General features: G+C 66.5%; 19 protein-coding genes and 1 pseudogene. 13 read left to right on the forward strand and 7 right to left on the reverse strand.

Annotated elements, in window-relative coordinates; genetic code table 11:
* Positions 1 to 127: 127 nt before the first annotated feature.
* The 5 genes and pseudogenes from ACM6LR_RS35630 to ACM6LR_RS35650 all read left to right on the forward strand — a co-directional run.
* Positions 128 to 433 (forward strand): annotated as a pseudogene (locus tag ACM6LR_RS35630) (rhodanese-like domain-containing protein); the annotation flags it as partial.
* 85 nt (positions 434 to 518) lie between these two features.
* Entirely contained in the window at positions 519 to 1274 is a 756-nt protein-coding gene (locus ACM6LR_RS35635) for a type 1 glutamine amidotransferase (RefSeq protein WP_414940191.1), read from the forward strand.
* A 105-nt stretch (positions 1275 to 1379) separates the two neighbouring features.
* Positions 1380 to 2498 (forward strand): inorganic phosphate transporter, encoded by a 1119-nt coding sequence (locus ACM6LR_RS35640; protein WP_414940190.1) that lies wholly within the window; start codon positions 1380 to 1382, stop codon positions 2496 to 2498.
* Between the two features lie 108 nt (positions 2499 to 2606).
* The gene (locus ACM6LR_RS35645) at positions 2607 to 5588 is read left to right on the forward strand and encodes a bifunctional [glutamine synthetase] adenylyltransferase/[glutamine synthetase]-adenylyl-L-tyrosine phosphorylase (protein ID WP_414940189.1); all 2982 of its coding nucleotides are present in this window, start codon (positions 2607 to 2609) and stop codon (positions 5586 to 5588) included.
* A gap of 120 nt (positions 5589 to 5708) precedes the next feature.
* Positions 5709 to 6143 carry an acyl-CoA thioesterase gene (locus ACM6LR_RS35650; protein WP_414940188.1) on the forward strand — a complete coding sequence of 145 codons (435 nt, stop codon included), beginning with the start codon at positions 5709 to 5711 and terminating at the stop codon, positions 6141 to 6143.
* An 87-nt stretch (positions 6144 to 6230) separates the two neighbouring features.
* Here ACM6LR_RS35650 and glnA read toward each other — a convergent pair whose 3' ends face one another.
* Entirely contained in the window at positions 6231 to 7655 is a 1425-nt protein-coding gene (gene glnA / locus ACM6LR_RS35655) for a type I glutamate--ammonia ligase (protein ID WP_414940187.1), read from the reverse strand.
* Positions 7656 to 7826: 171 nt separating this feature from the next.
* Between glnA and ACM6LR_RS35660 the strand changes: the two genes are divergently transcribed.
* Positions 7827 to 8312 carry an RDD family protein gene (locus ACM6LR_RS35660; RefSeq protein WP_414940186.1) on the forward strand — a complete coding sequence of 162 codons (486 nt, stop codon included), beginning with the start codon at positions 7827 to 7829 and terminating at the stop codon, positions 8310 to 8312.
* A 51-nt stretch (positions 8313 to 8363) separates the two neighbouring features.
* On the opposite strand, the gene ACM6LR_RS35665 is transcribed toward ACM6LR_RS35660, so the two are convergent.
* Positions 8364 to 9011, reverse strand: a complete 648-nt coding sequence (locus tag ACM6LR_RS35665; protein WP_414945367.1) for a hypothetical protein — start codon at positions 9009 to 9011, stop codon at positions 8364 to 8366.
* Between the two features lie 411 nt (positions 9012 to 9422).
* Positions 9423 to 10151, reverse strand: coding sequence for a DUF4191 domain-containing protein (locus ACM6LR_RS35670; RefSeq protein WP_016331624.1), 729 nt, complete (start codon positions 10149 to 10151; stop codon positions 9423 to 9425).
* A 63-nt stretch (positions 10152 to 10214) separates the two neighbouring features.
* Here ACM6LR_RS35670 and ACM6LR_RS35675 point away from each other — a divergent pair, with 63 nt between their 5' ends.
* The 6 genes from ACM6LR_RS35675 to ACM6LR_RS35700 all read left to right on the forward strand — a co-directional run bounded on the left by ACM6LR_RS35675 (position 10215) and on the right by ACM6LR_RS35700 (position 14746).
* Complete coding sequence (locus ACM6LR_RS35675; protein WP_414940184.1) at positions 10215 to 12302, forward strand: ATP-dependent DNA helicase UvrD2; 2088 nt, start codon at positions 10215 to 10217, stop codon at positions 12300 to 12302.
* 218 nt (positions 12303 to 12520) lie between these two features.
* Positions 12521 to 12790, forward strand: coding sequence for a hypothetical protein (locus ACM6LR_RS35680; protein ID WP_414940183.1), 270 nt, complete (start codon positions 12521 to 12523; stop codon positions 12788 to 12790).
* A gap of 167 nt (positions 12791 to 12957) precedes the next feature.
* Complete coding sequence (locus ACM6LR_RS35685; protein WP_414945368.1) at positions 12958 to 13341, forward strand: WhiB family transcriptional regulator; 384 nt, start codon at positions 12958 to 12960, stop codon at positions 13339 to 13341.
* Positions 13338 to 13595, forward strand: a complete 258-nt coding sequence (locus tag ACM6LR_RS35690) for a hypothetical protein (RefSeq protein WP_414940181.1) — start codon at positions 13338 to 13340, stop codon at positions 13593 to 13595. Before ACM6LR_RS35685 ends, ACM6LR_RS35690 begins: the two co-directional genes overlap by 4 nt.
* 105 nt (positions 13596 to 13700) lie before the next feature.
* Positions 13701 to 14570, forward strand: coding sequence for a class I SAM-dependent methyltransferase (locus ACM6LR_RS35695; RefSeq protein ID WP_414945369.1), 870 nt, complete (start codon positions 13701 to 13703; stop codon positions 14568 to 14570).
* Positions 14567 to 14746 carry a hypothetical protein gene (locus ACM6LR_RS35700; protein WP_414940179.1) on the forward strand — a complete coding sequence of 60 codons (180 nt, stop codon included), beginning with the start codon at positions 14567 to 14569 and terminating at the stop codon, positions 14744 to 14746. Before ACM6LR_RS35695 ends, ACM6LR_RS35700 begins: the two co-directional genes overlap by 4 nt.
* A 5-nt stretch (positions 14747 to 14751) precedes the next feature.
* Here ACM6LR_RS35700 and ACM6LR_RS35705 read toward each other — a convergent pair whose 3' ends face one another.
* From ACM6LR_RS35705 to ACM6LR_RS35715, 3 genes are all read right to left on the reverse strand, one after another.
* Complete coding sequence (locus tag ACM6LR_RS35705; protein ID WP_414945410.1) at positions 14752 to 15666, reverse strand: hypothetical protein; 915 nt, start codon at positions 15664 to 15666, stop codon at positions 14752 to 14754.
* 142 nt (positions 15667 to 15808) lie between these two features.
* Positions 15809 to 17149, reverse strand: a complete 1341-nt coding sequence (locus ACM6LR_RS35710; protein ID WP_414945370.1) for an ABC1 kinase family protein — start codon at positions 17147 to 17149, stop codon at positions 15809 to 15811.
* Between the two features lie 77 nt (positions 17150 to 17226).
* Positions 17227 to 18261, reverse strand: a complete 1035-nt coding sequence (locus ACM6LR_RS35715) for a TOMM precursor leader peptide-binding protein (protein ID WP_414945371.1) — start codon at positions 18259 to 18261, stop codon at positions 17227 to 17229.
* A 154-nt stretch (positions 18262 to 18415) separates the two neighbouring features.
* On the opposite strand from ACM6LR_RS35715, the gene ACM6LR_RS35720 reads away from it, so the two are divergent.
* Positions 18416 to 18985 (forward strand): M48 family metallopeptidase, encoded by a 570-nt coding sequence (locus ACM6LR_RS35720; RefSeq protein WP_414940175.1) that lies wholly within the window; start codon positions 18416 to 18418, stop codon positions 18983 to 18985.
* Between the two features lie 9 nt (positions 18986 to 18994).
* Here the strand turns inward: ACM6LR_RS35720 and ACM6LR_RS35725 are convergent, their stop codons facing one another.
* Complete coding sequence (locus ACM6LR_RS35725; protein ID WP_414945372.1) at positions 18995 to 20350, reverse strand: zinc-dependent metalloprotease; 1356 nt, start codon at positions 20348 to 20350, stop codon at positions 18995 to 18997.
* Positions 20351 to 20421: the final 71 nt, after the last annotated feature.

The raw sequence follows: 20421 nt of genomic DNA on the forward strand, positions 1-20421 counted from the left end.
GCTCGCCGAAGGAACGCCGGGACTGCTTGTCAGAAGGTGTGGACACATGCATAAGGATCTCCAATCCCGCCCTCGGTCAGGAACCCCCACTCACACGGGGTGTCTCACACCAGTCTGACCAAGAGGGGTCGAGACCCGATCTTCCGAAGCTTTCGCATCGGCACGCATCCCAGGCGCGATCAATCTCCCGTACCGGGACATGACCTCAGAGTCGGTCAGCCAGCTCGATCGCGATCCCGTTTACGTCTGCTACTGCGAGAGCATCCACTGCAACGCCGCGACCAAGGGTGCCCTGAAGCTCGCGGAATTCGGCTTCAAGGTCAAACGCCTGTCCGGTGGGATCAGCATCTGGCAAGCAGCCGGCTACCCCGTTGACCGGGACACACCCGACCTCTCCTCCACCTCCGCACCCACTCCACGCTGCGCCTGCTGACCGGGGGAGCAGGGGACCTTTGCTATCGCCCTCCCCGAGCGACAGCAAAGGTCCCCTGCTCTACCCACGGTCGTAGGCTGGGGTGGTGACCGCTCCCAAGTTGCTCGTCATCCAGCCAGACGAATCAGATCCGATCGGCCCACTCGGCGACTGGCTCACCGAGGCGGGGGCCGAACTCGACATCCGGTCGCTGCCCGATCAGGGTCTTCCCGCCGATCTTGATGGATACGCGGGTATCGTGTGCCTAGGCGGAGGGATGGGCGCGAATGATGACGCCGCCCATCCGTGGCTCACGGACGTGCGCAAGCTTCTTGCGAACGCGGTCGGCGCACGCGTCCCGACGCTCGCGATCTGCCTGGGCGGTCAGCTCCTGGCGACGGCCTTAGGCGGAGCCGTCGTGACAGGCGATCAAGGACCCGAGGTCGGCCCGGGGCTGGTGTCCAAGAAGGACGCAGCCTGGACTGATCCGCTCTTCGCGGACTTGCCGCTCATGCAGGATGTTCTGCAGTTCCACAACGACGCCATCAGTCGGCTTCCCGCGGGCGCTGAACTTCTCGCTTCGTCGCCGCGGTATCCCCACCAAGCCTTCCGATTCGACCGTTGTGCCTACGGTGTCCAGTTTCATATCGAGACGACACCGGACATCGTCCTCGACTGGGCGAGGCAGTCGCCGGAATTGGCGGAACTCACCCGGCCGGACGCACTGACCCCGGAAAATCTCGTCCGGGTGCATGCCGATATCACCGAAACCTGGCGACCGTTCGCACATCGCTTCGTCCGGCTGGTGTCCGGCGACCTCGCTCCAGCTGCGGACCGTCAACGTACGTTGCCGATGGCTTAACGGCTCATGTCTCAAGTGCGTATGGGTTGTTAACGCTCTGGTCTTGTGGTCAGGTACCTTGCGAAGGGAGTTACGAAGGGTTCGGAGGTCGGGGTGGAGCCCTCAGTGTTGGTCGTGCTCGTCGTCGTCACGGCCCTGATTTTCGATTTCACAAACGGGTTCCATGACACGGCAAACTCGATGGCGACCTCGATCGCCACCGGGGCGCTGCGCCCCAAGGTGGCGGTGACGATCTCCGCGGTCCTGAACCTGGTCGGAGCGTTCCTGTCGGTCGAAGTAGCCAAGACCATCTCGAATGGACTGGTCGATGACACCAAGATCGGACCGGCGATCGTCTTCGGTGGCCTGGTCGGGGCGATCGTCTGGAACCTGGTCACATGGTTCGTCGGCCTGCCGTCCAGCTCGTCCCACGCGTTATTCGGTGGCCTGATCGGCGCGACGTGGGTGTCGGCCGGAACCGACTCCGTCCACTTCGGAAAGATTGTCGAGAAGGTGCTCGTTCCCGCTGCGCTGTCGCCGGTCCTGGCGGGCCTCGTCGCGATGATCGTGACGTACTTTGTCTACCGGATCTTCGTCCGCCGCGGCCGTACTGCCGGTTTCCGCGTTGGACAGATCATCTCGGCTTCGCTCGTCTCACTCGCCCATGGCACGAATGACGCGCAGAAGACCATGGGTGTCATCACGCTGACGATGATCACCGCTGGCACCCTTCCTGCCGGGGCCGGACCGCCGCTCTGGGTGATCGTGAGCGCGGCGCTGGCGTTGGCGCTCGGCACGTACCTGGGCGGCTGGCGAATCACCTATACGCTGGGCAAAGGCCTGACAGACATCGATGGTCCGCAGGGCTTCGCGGCACAGACCAGCTCGGCGGCTGTCATCCTCGCCTCGACGAGCTTCGGCTTTCCCCTTTCGACGACCCACGTCTGCTCCGGTGGCATCGTCGGATCCGGCGTGGGAAGGCATGAGGCGCCGGTCCGCTGGCGCACGGCCGGCCGCATGGTGATCGCCTGGCTGTTCACGCTTCCGGCGGCGGCCATCGTTGGAGCCGCGGCCGGTCTCGTGACTTCGACGGGCACCGTCGGCACCATCGCCGTCGGTGTCACGGGCCTGTTGATCGGAATCGGAATCTACCTGCTTTCGCGGCGGAGCCCAGTCACCGCCGGCAGCTTCACCACCCCCACCCCGACCGTTCCTGAACAGGAAGTCGGCAGGATCGCCGCCTAGCGAAGCAGGGGACCTTTGCTATCGCTTCGACCTGGCGATAGCAAAGGTCCCCTGCTTCCTTGCGCGTCCATCTGGCCAAGGGCGGAACGGCGACTACGGTGGAAGCCGATGGTTGAGCGCGCCAGGCCGACCGCTTCCGTGGCGAGATACGGCTTCACCGACCCCCGTGCCGACGGGCAGCTGCGTGCTGCCGGTTGGTGGACCGAATCGGGCCCGGACAGCTCTGCGGCCGACGTGTTGTCAGCGCTTTCCCGTGCGGCGGACCCCGATCTCGCCTTGAGCGGGCTCGACCGGATCAGGGAAGCCGATCCCGCCGCCTGGAACGCGCTCGACCAGGCGCTGCGGACGAACCGAACCTTTCGCGGCCGGGTGCTCGGTGTTTTGGGCACCTCGAGCGCGCTCGCGGACTTCCTGGTCGCCAATACCGACTGTTGGAAGACCCTCGAAGTCGAGAAGAGCGCTGAGCCGGATCAGTACGTGAGCCGCCTCCTTGACCATTTGCGGCCGGAAGGCGAACTGCTCACCGGGCTCGAGTCAGAGCAGGCCCTCCGCGTCGGGTACCGCGAGCTGCTCCTCGTAATCGCGGCGGCCGACCTCGGTCATCTCGTCGAGCCCGGCCTCCACCAGCCGCCCTATGCCGAGATCGGCGCTCAGCTCACCAAGCTGGCCGAGGCCGCACTAACGGTCGGGCTCCTGGTCGCGGAGTCAGAGGTGGGAGCCGGTGTCGAAGGTCGGCTGGCCGTGATCGCGATGGGCAAATGTGGCGGTCGAGAGCTGAACTATGTGAGTGACGTGGATGTCATCTTTGTCGGTGACGGAGATCTTTCGGTCTCGACGCGGCTGGCCAGCACGATGATGCGTGTAGTCGGCAAGGCCTGCTTCGAGGTCGACGCGGCGTTGCGTCCGGAGGGGAAGGCGGGCGCGTTGGTCCGCACCCTCGACGGACACGCCGCCTACTACCAGAAGTGGGCCAAGACCTGGGAGTTCCAGGCCTTGCTGAAAGCGCGGCCAGTCGCAGGCGACGCCGAGCTCGGACGTCAGTACGCGGAGATGGTCGCGCCGAAGGTGTGGGCGGCGGCCGATCGGGAGAATTTCGTTCCCGAGGTGCAGAAGATGCGGCGCCGCGTCGAAGGTCATGTGCCGTCCGCACACGCCGAACGAGAGCTGAAGCTTGGCCGCGGAGGACTTCGCGACGTCGAGTTCGCCGTGCAGTTGCTGCAACTGGTGCACGGTCGAATCGATGCCGAGCTGCGTTCTCCGTCCACGATGGACGCGCTCGCCGCTCTGGGGGAAGGTGGGTACGTCGGCCGCACGGATGCCGCGGAGCTCGGATCGTCGTACGAGTTCCTCCGGACGATCGAGCATCGGCTCCAGCTTCGCCGGTTACGGCGTACACATCTGTTCCCCGCCGCTTCGGATGCCACTGAGCTTCGAACGATCGCGAGGGCGAGCGGAGTGCGGCCCGTCCGGGGCAAGAGCGAAGGAGATGTTCTGCTGGCGGAGTTCCGCCGTCACCTGCAGAGCATCCGACGTCTTCACGAAAAGCTCTTCTACCGGCCGCTGCTGCAGTCCGTCGCGAATGTGCCGACCGAAGCGCTGCGGCTGACGACGAAACAAGCGGAGAGCCGTCTCGCCGCGCTCGGTTATGCCGCGCCGGACGGAGCACTACAGCACATCAAGGCGCTGACCGCGGGAATGTCTCGACGAGCGGCCATTCAACAGGCTCTGCTGCCGGTCTTGCTGGATCTTCTCGCCGACACCCCGGATCCTGACCGAGGACTTCTGTCCTATCGCAAGGTCTCGGAGGCGCTCGAAGAAACGCCGTGGTACCTCAGGGTTCTTCGTGACGAGGGCGCGGTAGTCGAGCGGCTTGCCTTCTTGCTGGGCACGTCGCGGTTGGTGCCTGATCTGCTGGCGAGAGCGCCGGAAGTGCTGCAGCTGCTCGGTGACCCCGCGCGGCTGGCCGGTCGCACCTCCGCGGAAGTGGCCACTTCACTGCGGGCCGCGGTTCGCCGGCAGCCAGGGTTGAACGCCGCGGTCACCGCAGCGAGATCACTGCGACGGCACGAGATGCTGAGGATCGCATCGGCCGACCTGCTGGGATTACTCGACGTCCCGTCGGTCTGCGAGGCGTTGTCGAGTGTGTGGGTCGCTGTTTTGCAGGGTGCCTTGGCCGCTGCTTATCGTCAGCGTCAGGCAGAACTCGGCCGGACGCCCGCGAAGATCGCTGTCATCGGAATGGGCCGACTTGGTGGGGCCGAGCTCGGGTATGGCTCCGATGCGGACGTTCTCTTCGTATGCGAGCCGGACGAGGGGGTGTCCGACGCTGAAGCAGCGAAGTTCGCTTCTTCGGTCGCTGAGACGGTTCGTAAGATGCTTGGCGCGCCTAGCACCGACCCGGCATTGGTCGTTGACGCCGACCTCCGTCCTGAGGGACGGAGCGGGCCGTTGGTGCGGACGCTGGAGTCCTACCGCAGCTACTACGGACGGTGGGCCGAGGTCTGGGAATCACAGGCGCTGCTCCGTGCCCGGTTCATTGCCGGCGATGACGATCTGGGTGCGCGGTTCATCGAGATGATCGATCCCATCCGATATCCCGAAGCGGGACTCGACGCGGTTCGGGTGCGCGAGATCAGGCGGATCAAGGCGCGAGTGGAGACGGAGCGGATGCCCAAGGGCGCCGACCCGACCCGGCATACGAAACTCGGCCGTGGCGGACTCGCGGACGTGGAGTGGACCGTGCAACTCATGCAACTGCGCCACGGGCACGAAATCGCGGGGCTTCGGACCACATCGACGATTGAAGCGCTGAGGGCCGCAGCGGAAGCAGGGCTAGCTGAACCCGCCGAGATCGAATCCTTGACCGAGGCCTGGCTTCTGGCAACGCGCGTCCGGAACGCTGGGATGCTGGTAAGGGGTAAAGCCGTCGATGAGATCCCCAGCTCCGGCCGGGATCTTGCCGCGGTCGCACGGGTGCTCGGCTACTCCGCCGACGACGATCCCGGTGAGTTCCTCGACGCCTATCGGCGGACGACGCGACGTGCTCACGCTGTGGTGGAGACGCTCTTCTACCAGGACCGACCGCTCTGACCTGCAGGAAGTGAGCAAGGGACCTTTGCTATCGCCTGCCGCGCGTGGGCGAGGCGATAGCAAAGGTCCCTTGCTCACACTTGGGCGTCGCGGACGGAGAGCGGCACTTACAGTGGACCGGTGACTGTGCGCGAGCCGTTTCGCACCCGGATCAAGGTGCGCCACTACGAGCTGGACACTCTTGGCCATCTCAACCATGCCGTCTACCACTCGTACGGCGAGGTCTCCAGACTCGAGCTGATGGAGCTCGCCGGTGGCCTCAATTCAGGTATGCGAGACGCGAATCTCGCCTTCGTGCTGCTTGAGTCTCACATCGTGTTTCGGCGCGAGCTTCGGGCCGGCGATGTCGTCGACGTGACTTGTGACGCCAAATTCGGCACCGGCAAGACCTTCCACATGGACTCGAACATCTACAAGGCAGACGGGACCCTCTCCGCGGAGATCACGTGCACCCTGGGGCTGATGGATCTCGAACGACGCAAGCTGGTGGACGACCCACGCGGCCGTATCGAGCGGGCGGGTGTTGACCTGGAGGTTCTCTCCACCTCGGAGTAGTTGCCCTGCCGGACCAAAAGAAACGCCGGTGGTGAGGGTGTATCCGCACCTCACCACCGGCATGCTCTTGGTGTTCCTACCGCACGATCACACGTCGTAATACAACGAGAACTCGTACGGGTGCGGGCGCAGCCGCAGCGGGTCGATCTCGTGCTCACGCTTGTAGGAGATCCACGTGTCGATCACGTCGGGGGTGAACACGCCACCCTCGAGCAGGTAGTCGTGGTCCGCTTCCAGCGTGTCGAGAACCGCGCCGAGGTCGCCAGGAACGAGCTTGACGTTCTGGGCCTCCTCCGGCGGGAGCTCGTAGAGGTCCTTGTCGATGGGCTCCGGCGGCTCAATCTTGTTCTTGATGCCGTCGAGACCGGCCATCATCATCGCCGAGAACGCCAGGTAAGGGTTGCCGGACGAGTCCGGGCACCGGAACTCGGCGCGCTTGGCCTTCGGGTTGTTGCCCGTGATGGGGATACGGACACAAGCCGACCGGTTCCGCTGCGAGTACACCAGGCTGACCGGGGCCTCGAAGCCCGGCACGAGCCGGTGGTACGAGTTGACGGTCGGGTTGGTGAACGCCAGCAGGCTCGGCGCGTGCCTGAGCAGGCCGCCGATGTAGTGGCGGGCGGTGTCGGACAGCCCCGCGTACCCCGACTCGTCGTGGAACAGCGGCGTGCCGTCCTTCCACAGCGACTGGTGGCAGTGCATACCCGAGCCGTTGTCACCGGCGAGCGGCTTCGGCATGAACGTCGCGGTCTTGCCGGCGGCGAACACGGTGTTCTTCACGATGTACTTGAACAGCTGCAGGTCGTCCGCAGCGTGCAGCAGCGTGTTGAACTTGTAGTTGATCTCGGTCTGACCGGCGGTGCCCACCTCGTGGTGCGCACGCTCGATCTCGAAACCGGAGCCCTGCAGCTTGCGGACGATCTCGTCACGCAGGTCGGCGAAGTGGTCGACCGGCGGGACAGGAAAGTAGCCGCCCTTGAACTTCGTCTTGTAACCCTGGTTGCCACCCGGTACGTCTGCACCGGTGTTCCACCAGCCCTCGACGGAGTCGATCTCGTGGAACGAGGCGTGCTCGGCGGAGTCGAACCGGATCGAGTCGAAGATGTAGAACTCGGCCTCCGGGCCGAAGAACACGTTGTCGGCGACGCCGTACTCGGAGATGTACTGCTCGGCCTTGCGCGCGATGTTGCGCGGGTCGCGGCTGTACGCTTCACGAGTGAACGGGTCGTGCACGAAGAAGTTCAGCGAGAGCGTCTTCGCCTTGCGGAACGGGTCGATACGCGCAGTCTCGGGGTCCGGGAGGAGCAGCATGTCGGATTCGTGGATGGACTGGAAACCACGCACCGAGGAGCCGTCGAAGGCTAGGCCTTCTTCATAGGCTTCTTCGTTGAACGCCTTCGCCGGAACGGTGAAGTGCTGCATAACGCCGGGCAGGTCGCAGAACCTGACGTCGACGACCTCTACGTTCTCGTCGGCGATAAGGCGCTGAATGTCGTCTGGAGTAGTGGGCACCCTCGGTGACTCCTTCTCGTTCGTTGCCGGCGGCAGTACTCTCTTCGGCTCACGCTAAGAGCGCGGTGTTGCCCGACCGTCACCCGTATGTTTCGCCGGTGTTAACGGGGCGGCGATATCGGTAGTCGACCAGGGCGAATGTGTCCCGCGCCACCGGCATACCCTGGATGGGTGGCGAGATGGACCGGAGAATGGCTGCCCGGAGCCGGGGACGGAACGACAGCCGGTGGCGAGGGTACGCAGCGGTGGCGTGGTGAGCGACTCGGCTTGCCTCGATCGGGTGTCGGCTCGGTGGCAAGTGGCGGGCCACGTCTCCTCGGGTTGATCATCGATCTGGTCCTCGCATCATTGGTTACCGCCCTCTTCGTGAAGCCAAGCCTTCAGGATCCGGCCGTCATGCAGACGTTCAACCTCTGGTCGGTAGGCGTCTGGGCGGTCATCACGGTCATTCCCGCGACCTTCTTCGGCTTCACGCCCGGGATGGCAGCGGTCGGAATCCGTGTCGCCAGGCTCGACGGCGGGCAAATGGTCGGAGCGTGGCGTGCCGTCGTGCGAGCGGCACTGACCTTCGTAATCCTCCCGGCCGCGTTCCGCAACATCGACGGCCGAAGCTGGCTTGACCGGCTGACCGGAACCGTCGTGATCCGCATGCGATGACCTCGGCTGGGGGAGCAAGGGACCTTTGCTCTCCCCCGGGCGACGGCTGTGTCAGGCGGCCGGCGCCGCAGGATCGCTGCCGAGCTTCGGGGGCGGTCGTTGCTGAGCCCGCCGGTGAGCAGCTCGCAGCTCCTGGATCACTACCAGCGGCTGGTCTCGGAGTCGTGCCGGACTTACCTGGACGACGATGAGACCGGCGGCGGCCAAAGCGGCTGTCTCCGATGGGTTGTCCGGTTCGAGAGCGACTTCGTCGTAACGGATCTGCATGGCGACGCCGACCTTCGACCACCAGGCGTCGGCGACACCAATGACCTGCCCGCCCGAAGTCCGCAGCACGGCTTTCCGCGTTGGCCTGGGCAAGCCGCTGCGCTCGAGTACGGTCTCCAGCCACTGCTCGACGGCGGAGTCGACGCCGTCCTGGAGGGCGCCGACAACGATTCGAGGGAGTGCCGAGCCGATCGTGCTTGCCTGCGCCAGCTCCTCTCGTAGTTCCTCTGGCGTGCAGAGTCCGCGATGGACCGCGTCGTAAATCATCTCCCGCACGGCCTGGAGTTCGTCCATACGCCGAGCCGCGTCGATCAAAGCCCTGGCGAGCGGAGCGACCGGCAGTCCGTCGATCTCCCCCGGTTCCGGCAGGTGGATCGTTCGTTCGACGACGGCGAATCCCCAGGTGGCGACCTTGCTCCGGTGGGGGATCAAGGTGTGAGCCCGTCTTTCCGGCGGAAGTCTTCGGACTCCGTGCAACCGGGCCGCCTGGACTCCGGTGAGCATTGCGTCCGGGCCCGCGTGGGTCAATGCGACCTTCAGAAGTTGATGCCTGGTCGGCGTGGCGTTGGTCAGAAGAATGACGCCGGGAATCGGACGTCGCCAGGGGCCGCCTTCGCGGCACCGTCGAGAGATCGAGGAGTGGGAGTGCCCCAGGGCGACAAGTTTCGCCCGGGCGGCCACGCCGTCCGGGAACATCGCTGCCAGCGTCTTCTGCCAGACGCTCGAGGTTCCGTCCACACAGTGATCATGCGACCACCCACCGACAGTTTTCGTCCGGAGACGGATCAGGGGTCCTTTACTGTCGCTCGCGGCGGTAGTAAAGGACCCCTGCTTCTCGTTTGGTCAGCGGCGGCGGATGGTGCGCTGGACGTTGCGCATCTTCGCGCCGGCAGGCATCGGGCCCTTGGGCATCGCGGCGCCCCGGCTACCGAGGGCGGCCAGCTTCGCTTCCAGCGCGTCGACCTGGGCGGGCTTGAGATTGCGCGGGAGCTTCATGAGGTAGCCCTGCAGCTTCTTCAGCGGCACCTGCTGCTCTTCGTTCCCGATGATCACGTTGTAGATCGGGGTCTCACCGATCAAGCGGGACACCCGCTTCTTCTCCTGCGCGAGCAGGGACTTCACGCGGTGCGGCGCGCCTTCGGCGACGAGCACGACACCCGGGCCACCGAGCACGCGGTGCACAGCGTCGAGCTGGGTCGTGGCCGCCACGGTCGGCGTCACCTTCCAGCGGCCTCGCATGTTCTCGAGTGCCCAGGCCGCGGCACCCGGCTGCCCGTCGGCCTTCGAGTACACGGTCTTCTGGACCCGCCTGCCGAAGATGATCACAGCGGCGAGTGCGCCAAGCAGGATGCCCAGGGGCAGCACTACCCAGTGGACGTCGAAGATGAACCCGATGCCGAACACGACACCGGTGATGACCAGGAGCGATCCGACCATCCAGGGGATGAGCGCCTTGTCTTCCTTGCGCTGCATCTTGAAGGCTTCGAAGATCTGCCCACGGCGAGCCTTGCTCGCGGCGCGCTTCTCCTTCTTGGCCAGCTTCGCTGCTTCCTTGTCCTGCTTTCCCGCCATGTGACCAGGATACGGCCGCGTGCCCTGTGCCGATCCCGTCGGGCCCTCTGCGAGGATCGGAGTGTGGCTAGCGCATCGTCCCCGAAGAGTCGTCCAGGCCTGCTCGATGGGCTCGATCCCGAGCAACGCGCCGCCGCCTGCGCGCCGAGGGGGCCGGTCTGTGTCCTCGCGGGAGCGGGAACCGGCAAGACGCGGACGATCACGCACCGCATCGCCCACCTTGTCCGTTCCGGGCACGTCGCCGCTGGTCAGGTCCTCGCAGTCACCTTCACGACCCGCGCCGCGGGTGAGATGCGCGCGCGTCTTCGGGGGCTGGGTGTCGACGCCGCCCAGGCGCTCACTTTCCATGCCGCCGCTCGGCGCCAACTCCGGTATTTCTGGCCCCAGGTCGTCGGGGATCGGCCATGGGAGCTGCTCGAGAACAAGTTCCGCTACGTCAGCCAAGCCGCCAACAAGGCCGGTCTCGGCACCGAGACGGAACTCCTGCGTGACCTCGCCGGTGAGATCGAGTGGAGCAAGGCCTCTTTGGTATCGCCGGACGACTATCCGGCCGTCGCCGCGCGCACGCAGCGGGACACACCCGCACCCGCGTCGCAGGTCGCGGAGGTCTATCGCAACTACGAGAAGGTCAAGAACGCCGCGCAAGTCCTCGACTTCGACGACCTCCTCCTGCACACCACCGCCGTTCTCGAGGAGCACACGGTGGTGGCCCAGGAGTTCCGTGAGCGTTACCGCTGCTTTGTCGTCGACGAGTACCAGGACGTCACCCCGCTGCAGCAGCGGTTGCTCGATGCGTGGCTCGGTGGCCGTGACGACTTGACCGTGGTCGGCGATGCCAACCAGACCATCTATTCGTTCGGTGGCGCCTCTCCTCGTCCGTTGCTGGAGTTCACGCGGAGGTTCCCCGAGGCGACGGTCGTGAGGCTCGAGCGGGACTACCGTTCGACTCCGGAGGTCGTCGCTCTCGCCAATCAGGTGATCGGTGCGGCGCGTGGCCGTCCCGCGGGGTCGAGGCTGAAGCTCGTCGGCCAGCGTCCTTCGGGGCCCGCCCCGCGTTTCGCCGAGTACGACGACGAGACTGCCGAGGCCGCCGCTGTCGCACGCAGGATCCGGGATCTGCTCGACGGCGGAGTGGCGGCCAGCGAAATCGCGGTGCTCTACCGCGTCAACGCCCAGTCAGAGGCCTACGAGCAGGCGTTGGCAGAGGTGAGTATCCCGTACCTCGTCCGTGGTGGCGAACGGTTCTTCGCCAGGGCCGAGGTCCGGCAGGCGATGTCCGCGCTGCGGATGGCATCGACCGACGCTGACACCGGCGAGCTGGTGACCAGGGTTCGTTCCGTGCTCGCGAAGGTAGGGCTCACTGACCAGCCTCCGGCCGGAGGCGCGGCGAAAGAGCGGTGGGACGCGCTCCTGTCGATCGTCGAGCTGGCCGAGGAGCTGGCTTCCACCGTCGACGGCGCGGATCTGCCCCGATTCGTGGCAGATCTCGAACAGCGGGCGACCGCGCAACATCCGCCGACGGTGGAGGGCATCACCTTGGCCTCGCTGCACGCGGCGAAGGGGCTCGAATGGGACGCCGTGTTCCTTGTAGGGCTCGCCGAGGGGACCGTGCCGATCCTCCACGCGGATGGTGACGACGCCGCCATCGAGGAAGAGCGCCGTCTCTTCTACGTCGGTGTCACTCGAGCACGAGAGCACCTTTCGCTGTCGTGGGCCTTGGCCAGGACGTCGGGGAACCGCCGAAACCGGCGACGCAGCCGCTTCCTTTATGGCTTGATCCCCGAAGACCACCCGGCGGCGCGGGTCGCCCGATCGCAGCAGCCGAAGCAGTCTGGCACCAAGGCACGATGCCGGGTGTGCGGCGGTCCGCTGCTGGAGACCCTGGACATCAAGCTGGGACGCTGTTCTCGTTGCCCGTCCAATGTGGATGAGCAGCTGCTCGAGAAGCTGAGGTCCTGGCGAGGGGAACGTTCACGTGAGCTCAAGGTGCCGGCCTTCGTCGTCTTCACGGACGCGACACTGGTCGCCATCGCCGAGCAGCGGCCGACCGATGACACAGCGTTGTGCGCCATCTCCGGGATCGGCGCGACGAAGCTCGAACGCTTCGGAGCGGAGGTTCTCGACGTCGTGCGGGCTTCGGTGGAGTCTTGACCGCGTCCCAGGCTTGATCCACGCGGCGAACCCGCTGCTCAGAGCTGATCTTCGTAGCTTCGACGGTTTTTCTGAAAAATAAGTTGCCCCGGTATGGTCAAGGGCAATAATCTGCAGGTACCGGGCGCGGGAAGCGTCTGGGATGGGGAAGAACTTCTACAACACAGCGTAGACCGCGGGACGGTTCGCGCGCGACAGAGAAAGGCGGTGCCGGTGAAATGACGATCAAGATGATGCTCACGAACCCCGGCACCCGTCTGTCTTGCGTTGCGGAAGTCCCGCAGGCTCAGCGCGAAGGCACCTTGATGCCCGTGAGCATCCTTGCCGCCCGCGGCGTCCAGCACGTCGACCTGAGCCGGATCGCCGTCGATGAAACCTTCACGCACGCCGCTGCCTTCGTTGGAGCGTACGTGAATGGTGGCGTCGATCTGCCGGTCATCAAGAAGCAGTTCCGTGTTCCGTTGTCCATACGGGAGCGAAGTTCCTGACCTAGTCAGGACTAGAGGCTCACGAAGGCCGCGGAACCGGTTACCGGATCCGCGGCCTTCGTGTTTTTTGCTGCACAAACAAGTTGGCTGCACAACCTAATTGGGGTTCAGCGTTGTCCAGTTCCACCGCCAGTAAGCAATCCGTCACGGAACAGAGGAGTGCACTTATGTCATCGGCCGTAGCTTTCGCGCCGGAGGAGGCCCTGCCCTTCGCCGACGCCGGCGTCGTCGACCTGCTCGACGCCATCGACTCGCCTGAGTCGATGCTTCCCTGCCGTTCGGGCGACGCGGACCTTTGGTTCGCCGAGTCGCCGGCAGAGCTCGAGTGCGCGAAGGCGTTCTGTGCGGACTGCCCGGTCCGTTCGGCCTGCCTCGCGGGCGCCCTATCACGGCGTGAGCCGTGGGGCGTCTGGGGTGGCGAGATCTTCGAGCGCGGCGTTGTCGTCGCGCGGAAGCGGCCTCGTGGCCGCCCCCGGAAGAACCCGGTCGTCGAGCCTGTCGTCGAGGCTCGTCCCGTCGTGCGCAAGGTCGAGCGGAGCGCAGCGGCATGACCGTCGAACCCATCACCACCAGGGATTACGAAGCGCGAACCGGTAACCGGACTCTCGCGCCGGCCAAAGCGAACGAGATCAAGGTCGAGGAGACCAGCGAAATGTTGCTTTATGAAGAACTGTCCAGAGCCCGAATACGAGAACTCGAGGAGGGAGTCCGCGCCCAGCGGGCTCGAAGCGGCCCACGCGCCGTACGCAGGTGGACCAGGGTCGCCCGCTGGGCGACGCGGCGAGCCGAGCGCCTTCAGGCCTGACCACTTGGGGGATCGGGGGACCTTTGCTATCGCGCGGCGATAGCAAAGGTCCCCCGATCCCCCTTTTGGGGCGTGGTGCGGATCGGCGTGGTGTTCACTGGGGTAATGGCCGTACACACGCACGACGACATCGACTGGGCGGATCGGCTTCGATCGCTTCGCATGGCCGAAGCGCTCGACGCCGGGTCGACGCGGGTGGTGGCCCGCCGGTTGCTGGAAGGCATGCCGGAAGGACCGACCATCCTCGACGTCGGCTGCGGTGTGGGCGGGATGAGCGTGCTCTTCGCCAAGGAGCTTGCCTCCGCCGGCGCCAGGATCGTGTTGGTCGACGCGACCGAGCACCTGCTGGCCGAAGCACGCCGGGTCGTCAGCGCGGCCGCGGAGGACAGGGCCACCGTCGAGACGGTTCACGCCGACGTGGCCGACGACGGGCTGCCTGCCCGCCTTCCTCCGGCCGATCTGGTCTGGGCTTCACGCGTGGTTCACCACCTGCCCGATCAGCAGGCGGCCATCGACACCCTCGCCCGGCTGGCGCGCCCCGGTGGGCTGGTCGCCATCTCCGAGGGCGGCCTGGACTTCACCTGTCTTCCCTGGGACCTCGGTATCGGCCGCCCAGGGCTCGAGGAGCGACTGCTCGCCGCCCGAGGCGAGTGGTTCGCCGAGATGCGGGCGGGTATTCCCGGCTCCGTCTCCATGCCGTACGGCTGGAACGTCGCGCTCCAGCGAGCAGGTCTCGACGACGTCGATTCCTTCGGGGTGCTCATTCACCACCCGGCGCCTGGGCCGGAGCTGCTGCGCGAGTTCGTCATGGAGCGGGTGACCTGGCTGGCCAAGGTGGCAGGCGACCTCCTGAGCAGCGACGATCACGAGACCGCGGCCGCCTTGGTGGATCCGGCGAGCCCCGCCTTCCTCGGCGCGCGCCAGGATCTGTTCCTGCAGGGGGCGAAGACGATCCATTGTGGACGGCGGTCGTGAGCGACCAGGTCGGCTGCTCGTTGTGCGGCCGGATCCGTGGCGCCGACGAGAAGCCCGCGCAGACGCTCGCCTGGGTTACCACCCGCGAGAAGAACACCGTGCGCTGGATGTGCCCTACCTGCGCCCGCCGCCACACCCGCGACATCGAGGGAAAGCTGCCGGACGAATACTGGTGAGCCGCTCAAGCGGCGTCATCGATCCGGCCGATCGTGCGGACCTTCGGCCGCGGCGTCCTCGCCGCTTCGGCGTACGCTCTGATGAGCTCGGCCGCGACCTCCATCGGAACCTTCCTCAGCTGGTCGATGGTACAGCGGACCAGCACCGTTCCGGTCGCGGTCAGCGCCAGGGGGTGCAAGTTCGCGGCGCCGTGTTTCGGGACACGGAATTGCCACGCCAGGCCGATGTCGTCCCACCAGGCATCGGCAGCGCCGATGGGACGTCCTCGCCGGTCGCAGATCGTCATGTTCCATGACGGCGAGGGCAGCGGACACCCGTCGAGGACCTTCTTCGCCAGCCCATGCGCGTAGGTCTCTTGGGGATCGACGCGACGTAGCGCCGCACGGACCGCGGCTGAGCCTCGCCGGTTACCGGAATCGAGCTCCTCGCTGAGCTCTTCGAGCGTGCAGAGACCCCAGTACACTGGTAGGGAGATCAGCTCGTCGATCCGCGCCGGATCGAGCTCCAGCCGGGCCAGATCGAGCGCGGCCCTGGCCGGTGGGGCGAAGGGGACACCGTCGATCAAGGTCGGCGGGGGCATCCGTGTGGTTCTTCGGGGCAGCATGCCGGGTTCCGCCGGTATGCGCCGATAGTCCGGGACGAGGAGATGGACCTCTCGTGTCACCGGGCAGTCCACGCCTCGCGCGCGAAGCGCGTCGGCACCCGTCACCACCACGTCCGGGCCGAACCGCGCGACGGCGGCCTGCAGCAGCTGAAGCCGGGTGGGCGCGGAGTCGCGCAACAGGATCACACCCGGCATCAGCCTTCGCCAAGGACCGCCGGGACCGCAGAGCTTCGCGGCGTAACGCGCGGTCACGCCCGCCTTGCGCAGCTCTCGGCTGGTGATGATCCCGGACTCGCTGGTGTTACTGAGCGCAATGAGTCGGGCGCTTCGTGTAGTGGTCATGAATCGAGGATGACCGTTGGGCCGTCCGGGTGGAACCACTTCCGCGAAGTTGTGGACAACTCGCTCGAACGACCCAGATTTTGGCTCAGTCCCAACGATCCCTGTGGATAACTTCTCAGGCCGCGAAGCCCGGCTGCCACCGTTCGACGATTGCGCGGGCGGGGATCTCCGCGTCGAGCTGACAGAGGATGCCGGTCGATCCGGCGGTCACCCGGTGGATCATCAGGTACTCGGGTGGCAGGTTGAGCGAGCGGCCGATCCGGAAGTCCCTGCCGCGGGTGTCGCCGACCCGCCCCGCCTGCCGTTGCATCCAGCGGCGGGTGAAATGGAACGTCTCGCCCGCCAGTGGTTCGGTGAACGGCGCGAGGTAGGCGAGCACGTCATCGGCTCGCAGGTCCGCGTCGGCCCGGATGAAGCCGGACTCCCTGAGCAGCCGCATGAGCTTCGAGGACTCGCCGTCGAGCGCCAGCCTGGTCATCTCGCCGAGGTGCTGCGGGATGCCTTCGGGCAGCCGGGACACCCCGCCGAAGTCGATCACGCACAGCCTGCCGTCGGCGGTCAGCATGAAATTGCCGGGATGCGGGTCCGAATGCAGGAGCCGGGCTCGTTCCGGCGACGAGTAGTGGAATTCGGTGAGCAGGCTGCCGGCGCGATCCCGTGCCTCCTTGTCGCCGTCGGCGATGATCTTCGACAGCGGGGTTCCGGTGACCCATTCCGTGACGACGACCTTCGGCGCGCTGGCGACCACTCGCGGGATCAGGAAACCCGAGACACCTTCGAACGCCTTCGCGAAAGCGCGCTGGTTCTGGGCTTCCGCCTGGTAGTCGAGCTCTTCGTTCATCCGTTCGGCGAGTTCCGCCAGGAGCGGTTTCACCTCGGTCCCCGGCACGAAGGCCTGGAACAACCTGCTGAAACGTTGGAGCTGCCGAAGGTCGCTCCGCAACGCGTCGTCGGCTCCGGGGTATTGGACCTTGACGGCGACTTCGCGACCGTCGTGCCAGGTCGCCCGGTGCACCTGTCCGATGCTCGCGGACGCGGCCGGTTCGTCGTCGAACGCCGCGAATCGCTGCTGCCAGGCGCGTCCCAGCTGCTCGGCGAGGACCCGGTGGGTCTGCCTGGTGGGCATGGGCGGTGCCGCCGCCTGAAGCTTGGTCAGGGCCTCGCGGTAGGGCTTCGCCATTTCATCCGGCACTGCGGCCTCAAAGACGCTTAACGCCTGGCCGAACTTCATGGCGCCGCCTTTGAGCGTGCCGAGGACCTCGAAGAGCTGCTCCGCGGCCTTGGCGGACAGCGTCGCGTTGACCTCTTCGGCACTCTGCCCGGTCAGCCGCCTGCCCCAGCCTCCGACCGCCCGGCCGGCTATGCCGAGCGGAATACTGGCCAGCTTCGCCGTTCGCGCGGCCCCGTTGCGGGGGATGGCGGCTTCACGGTCCTCGGCGCTGCGGGAGTCGGTCACCTTCGCGATTCTGCCTTGATTCACTCCGCGCGCGCAGCCTGTTGAGGGCGTGCGTGTGGGCTAAGTCGCTCGCGGTATCAGCGAGCACCGCATCCGCATCCGGGATGAGGTGGCCAATCACGGTGACGAATGGCACCTTCGAAGAAATCGATCTCCAGGGTGGCGTTCCACGCGGGCGGTGCCTGGTCGCTGGGCGACAGGAGCCGCAGCGCCTGCGCGGCGGCCAGCGCGGCACACGCGTGCACGGCGCCGAGGTCCGGTCGTTGCACACGTCCCGCGAGCTGGCTCGCCACCCTTGGCCAGGTCTCGTCGGCGCGGGCGCGGTGCAGATCGGCACAACGCAGGCAGCTGCTGCGGCCGGGCACCACCAGCGGCCCGACGATGCCGATGCCGTCCCGGACGCGGACCGGCAGATGGCTGATGCCGTTTTGGACGAGTTCGTCGACCACTTCGGGCGCGGGTACCACGGCATCGGTGAGCAGCACGAGTTCCGGCTGGTGGTCCGAGTAGAGCCGACTGGTCGACGTTTCCCCGCCGGCGCGCCGCACGACCTGCGTCATCGCGTCCCGGCGGAACATGCCGATCTCGGCCTCGGTGTATCCCGAGCCCAGGTCGCGTTCGCGCACCGTGCCCGACGCCCGGACGTCGATGTGCCCGATTCCGGCGTTGGCGAGGAGCACCGCGATGGCCACGGCCAGCCTGCCGTCGCCGTGGACCGCCACCGCCGTGTGCCTGCGGCGCGTGGTGAGCGCGGCCTGATAGTGACGGGCGCGGAGCGACCAAAGTCCTGTCTCGGGCCTGGGGCTCGGATGCCGGCGGGGCTGCCCCGCGTCGGTCACCAGCCCGCGGATCGTCAGGTCGGCCATCAGCTCCCGAAGTTGTTCATCGTGTTCGCTCTGCGCGAGCACGATGTCGTCGACGGCCCGCTTTCCGTCCAGTTTGCGGAGCGCGCCGGCCACCTCGCAGGCCACCCCGGTGATCACCACCGCGTGCGCGGGGTCGAGGCCGACCTGGACCTCACCGTTCCCACGTTCCAGCACATCGAGGCCGGGAAGCAGGACCGGGAAGGCGGGCAGGACGATCGACCGCAGGTCCGGTTCGCGAAGGTTCATGATCGCAGGATCTCACTGCCTCGCCGACCATCCGCCAAGAAAGACCCGAGTTATCCACAGGTATGTGCCGTTGTGGATAACTCGAGGCTGTGACCTTGCGGCTCTCGGACTTGTCGGTGACTGGCCTTACCGTGGTCGAGTGGTCGAAGCACGGATGCCCTCATTGAGGAGCCGGGACAATCCCCCGTCGGACACTCCCGAACACAAGGTCGAGGTACGGCGTAGCCAGCGCCGCCACCGGACCGTCACCGCGTACTGGGACGAGGACACCCTCGTCGTGCTGATCCCTGCCCGGATGACCCGGGCCGAGGAGAAGCACTGGGTTGCCGAGATGCAGCGCAAGCTGTTGCGCACGGGCCCGCGGCGAGCCGCTCCGCCGAAGGCCTCGGACGAGGCGCTGCTGGCGCGCTGCGCCGTGCTCTCGGCGAAGTATCTGGAAGGAAAGGCGATACCCGCGAGCGTTCGCTGGGTGCCGCCGATGCGGACGAGATGGGCGTCCTGCACACCGGTCGACGCGACGATCAGGGTCAGTGATCATCTGCGCCGGGTACCGGCCTGGGTGCTGGACTACGTCCTCGTGCACGAACTCGCGCATTTGAAAGAGCCAGGGCACAACGCGGCGTTCTGGGAGCTCGTACGCCGTTATCCCAAGACCGAACGCGCCATCGGCTACCTGGAGGGCCTGTCCTCCGCCGCCGGATGGGGCATCGCGGCGGAGGACTGAGACGGTGCCTCAGTTCTTGTCTTCGTCGCCCTTGTCGTTCTCGGGCTTGTTCTTCTCACGCTCGGTGCGTTCGATCTCGGCGATCGGGTCGATGCCCTCAAGGGTCGACTCGCCATCGCCGAGCCGTTCGGCGAAGTCGAGCGGCTCGGCGAGGTCCCCGGCGGTCGGCATCAGGTCGGGGTGGGACCAGAGGCCGTCCCGCTTCTCGATGCCGTGCTGGTCGCCGAGCAGCTTCCACAGCGTGGAAGCCGCCCGCATCCGCCTCGGCCGGAGTTCGAGTCCGACCAAGGTGGCGAAGGTCTGCTCCGTCGGGCCACCTGTGGCCCGACGGCGGCGCAGCGTCTCCCGGAGTGCGTCCGCGCCCGGGAGGCGGTCGCCGATGGCTTCGGCGACAACAACGTCGACCCAGCCTTCGACCAGCGCGAGCAGGGTCTCCAGCCGGTTCAGCGCCGCCTTCTGCTCGGGCGAGGTTTGCGGCTCGAGCAGGCCGGAGGACATGGCCTCTTCGATGCTGGCCGGGTTCGACGGGTCGATCTGTCCGGCAAGCTGCTCCAGTGCCGAGGTGTCGACTGAGATGCCGCTCGCGAACTCCTCGACGGTGGCCAGGAGGCGCTGCCGCAGCCAGGGAACGTGGGCGAACAGCCGCTGGTGGGCGGCTTCGCGTGCGGCGATGAAGACCAGCACCTCGCTGGTCGGCAGCTCCAGGCCCTCGGTGAACTTCTCGATGTTCGCCGGGAGCAGCGCGGAAGTCGCGGCGGGGCCGAGCGGAAGGCCGACCTCGGTGGAGGTGAGCACTTCGGAAGCCAACTGAGCCAGGGCGTTGCCGAGCTGAGAGCCGAAGGCCATTCCGCCCATCTGCCCCATCATCGAAAGCAGCGGGCCAGCGGCCTGTTTGGCCTCTTCGGGCAGGGCCTCGACCCACGCGCCGGAGACCTGCTGGGCGACGGGATCGCAGAGACGTTGCCAGGTGGGCAGGGTCTTCTCGACCCAGGTGCGCGCGGACCACGCGACGGTCGTCGAAGCGCCGGCGGGCAGGATCGTCGCGGCGTCGAGCCACAGCTCGGCCAAGTGGGCGGCGTCACGGACGGCCGTGCTCGAGTCCCCGCCGCTGGACGACGAAAAGCCGAGCTGGACGTCGCTGTCGCTGCTGCTGAGGTTCTGCAGTGCGATCTGTTTCGCCAGGTCGTAGTTGACCGGCCCGGTCGAGTTGCCCGCCTGGCTGAGCATCTGGCCCAGCTGGCTGAGCATCTGACCGAGCTGATTGAAGGCCTCGGCGCCGGAGGGCTGGCCGCTGGAATCCGACGGCTCGTTCTCGCCTCGTTTGTCGGGATCGGGCGGTCCGAAGCCGAACGGGGGTTTGCTCATGGCACCACCGTACGCGGGTCCTGGGACCCAGAGCTCGTCAACTGGAGTGATGCGCGTGGCCTTCACCGAGA

Origin of the sequence: Amycolatopsis sp. cmx-11-32 (genome assembly GCF_047608695.1) — a bacterium.
Lineage (GTDB): Bacteria > Actinomycetota > Actinomycetes > Mycobacteriales > Pseudonocardiaceae > Amycolatopsis.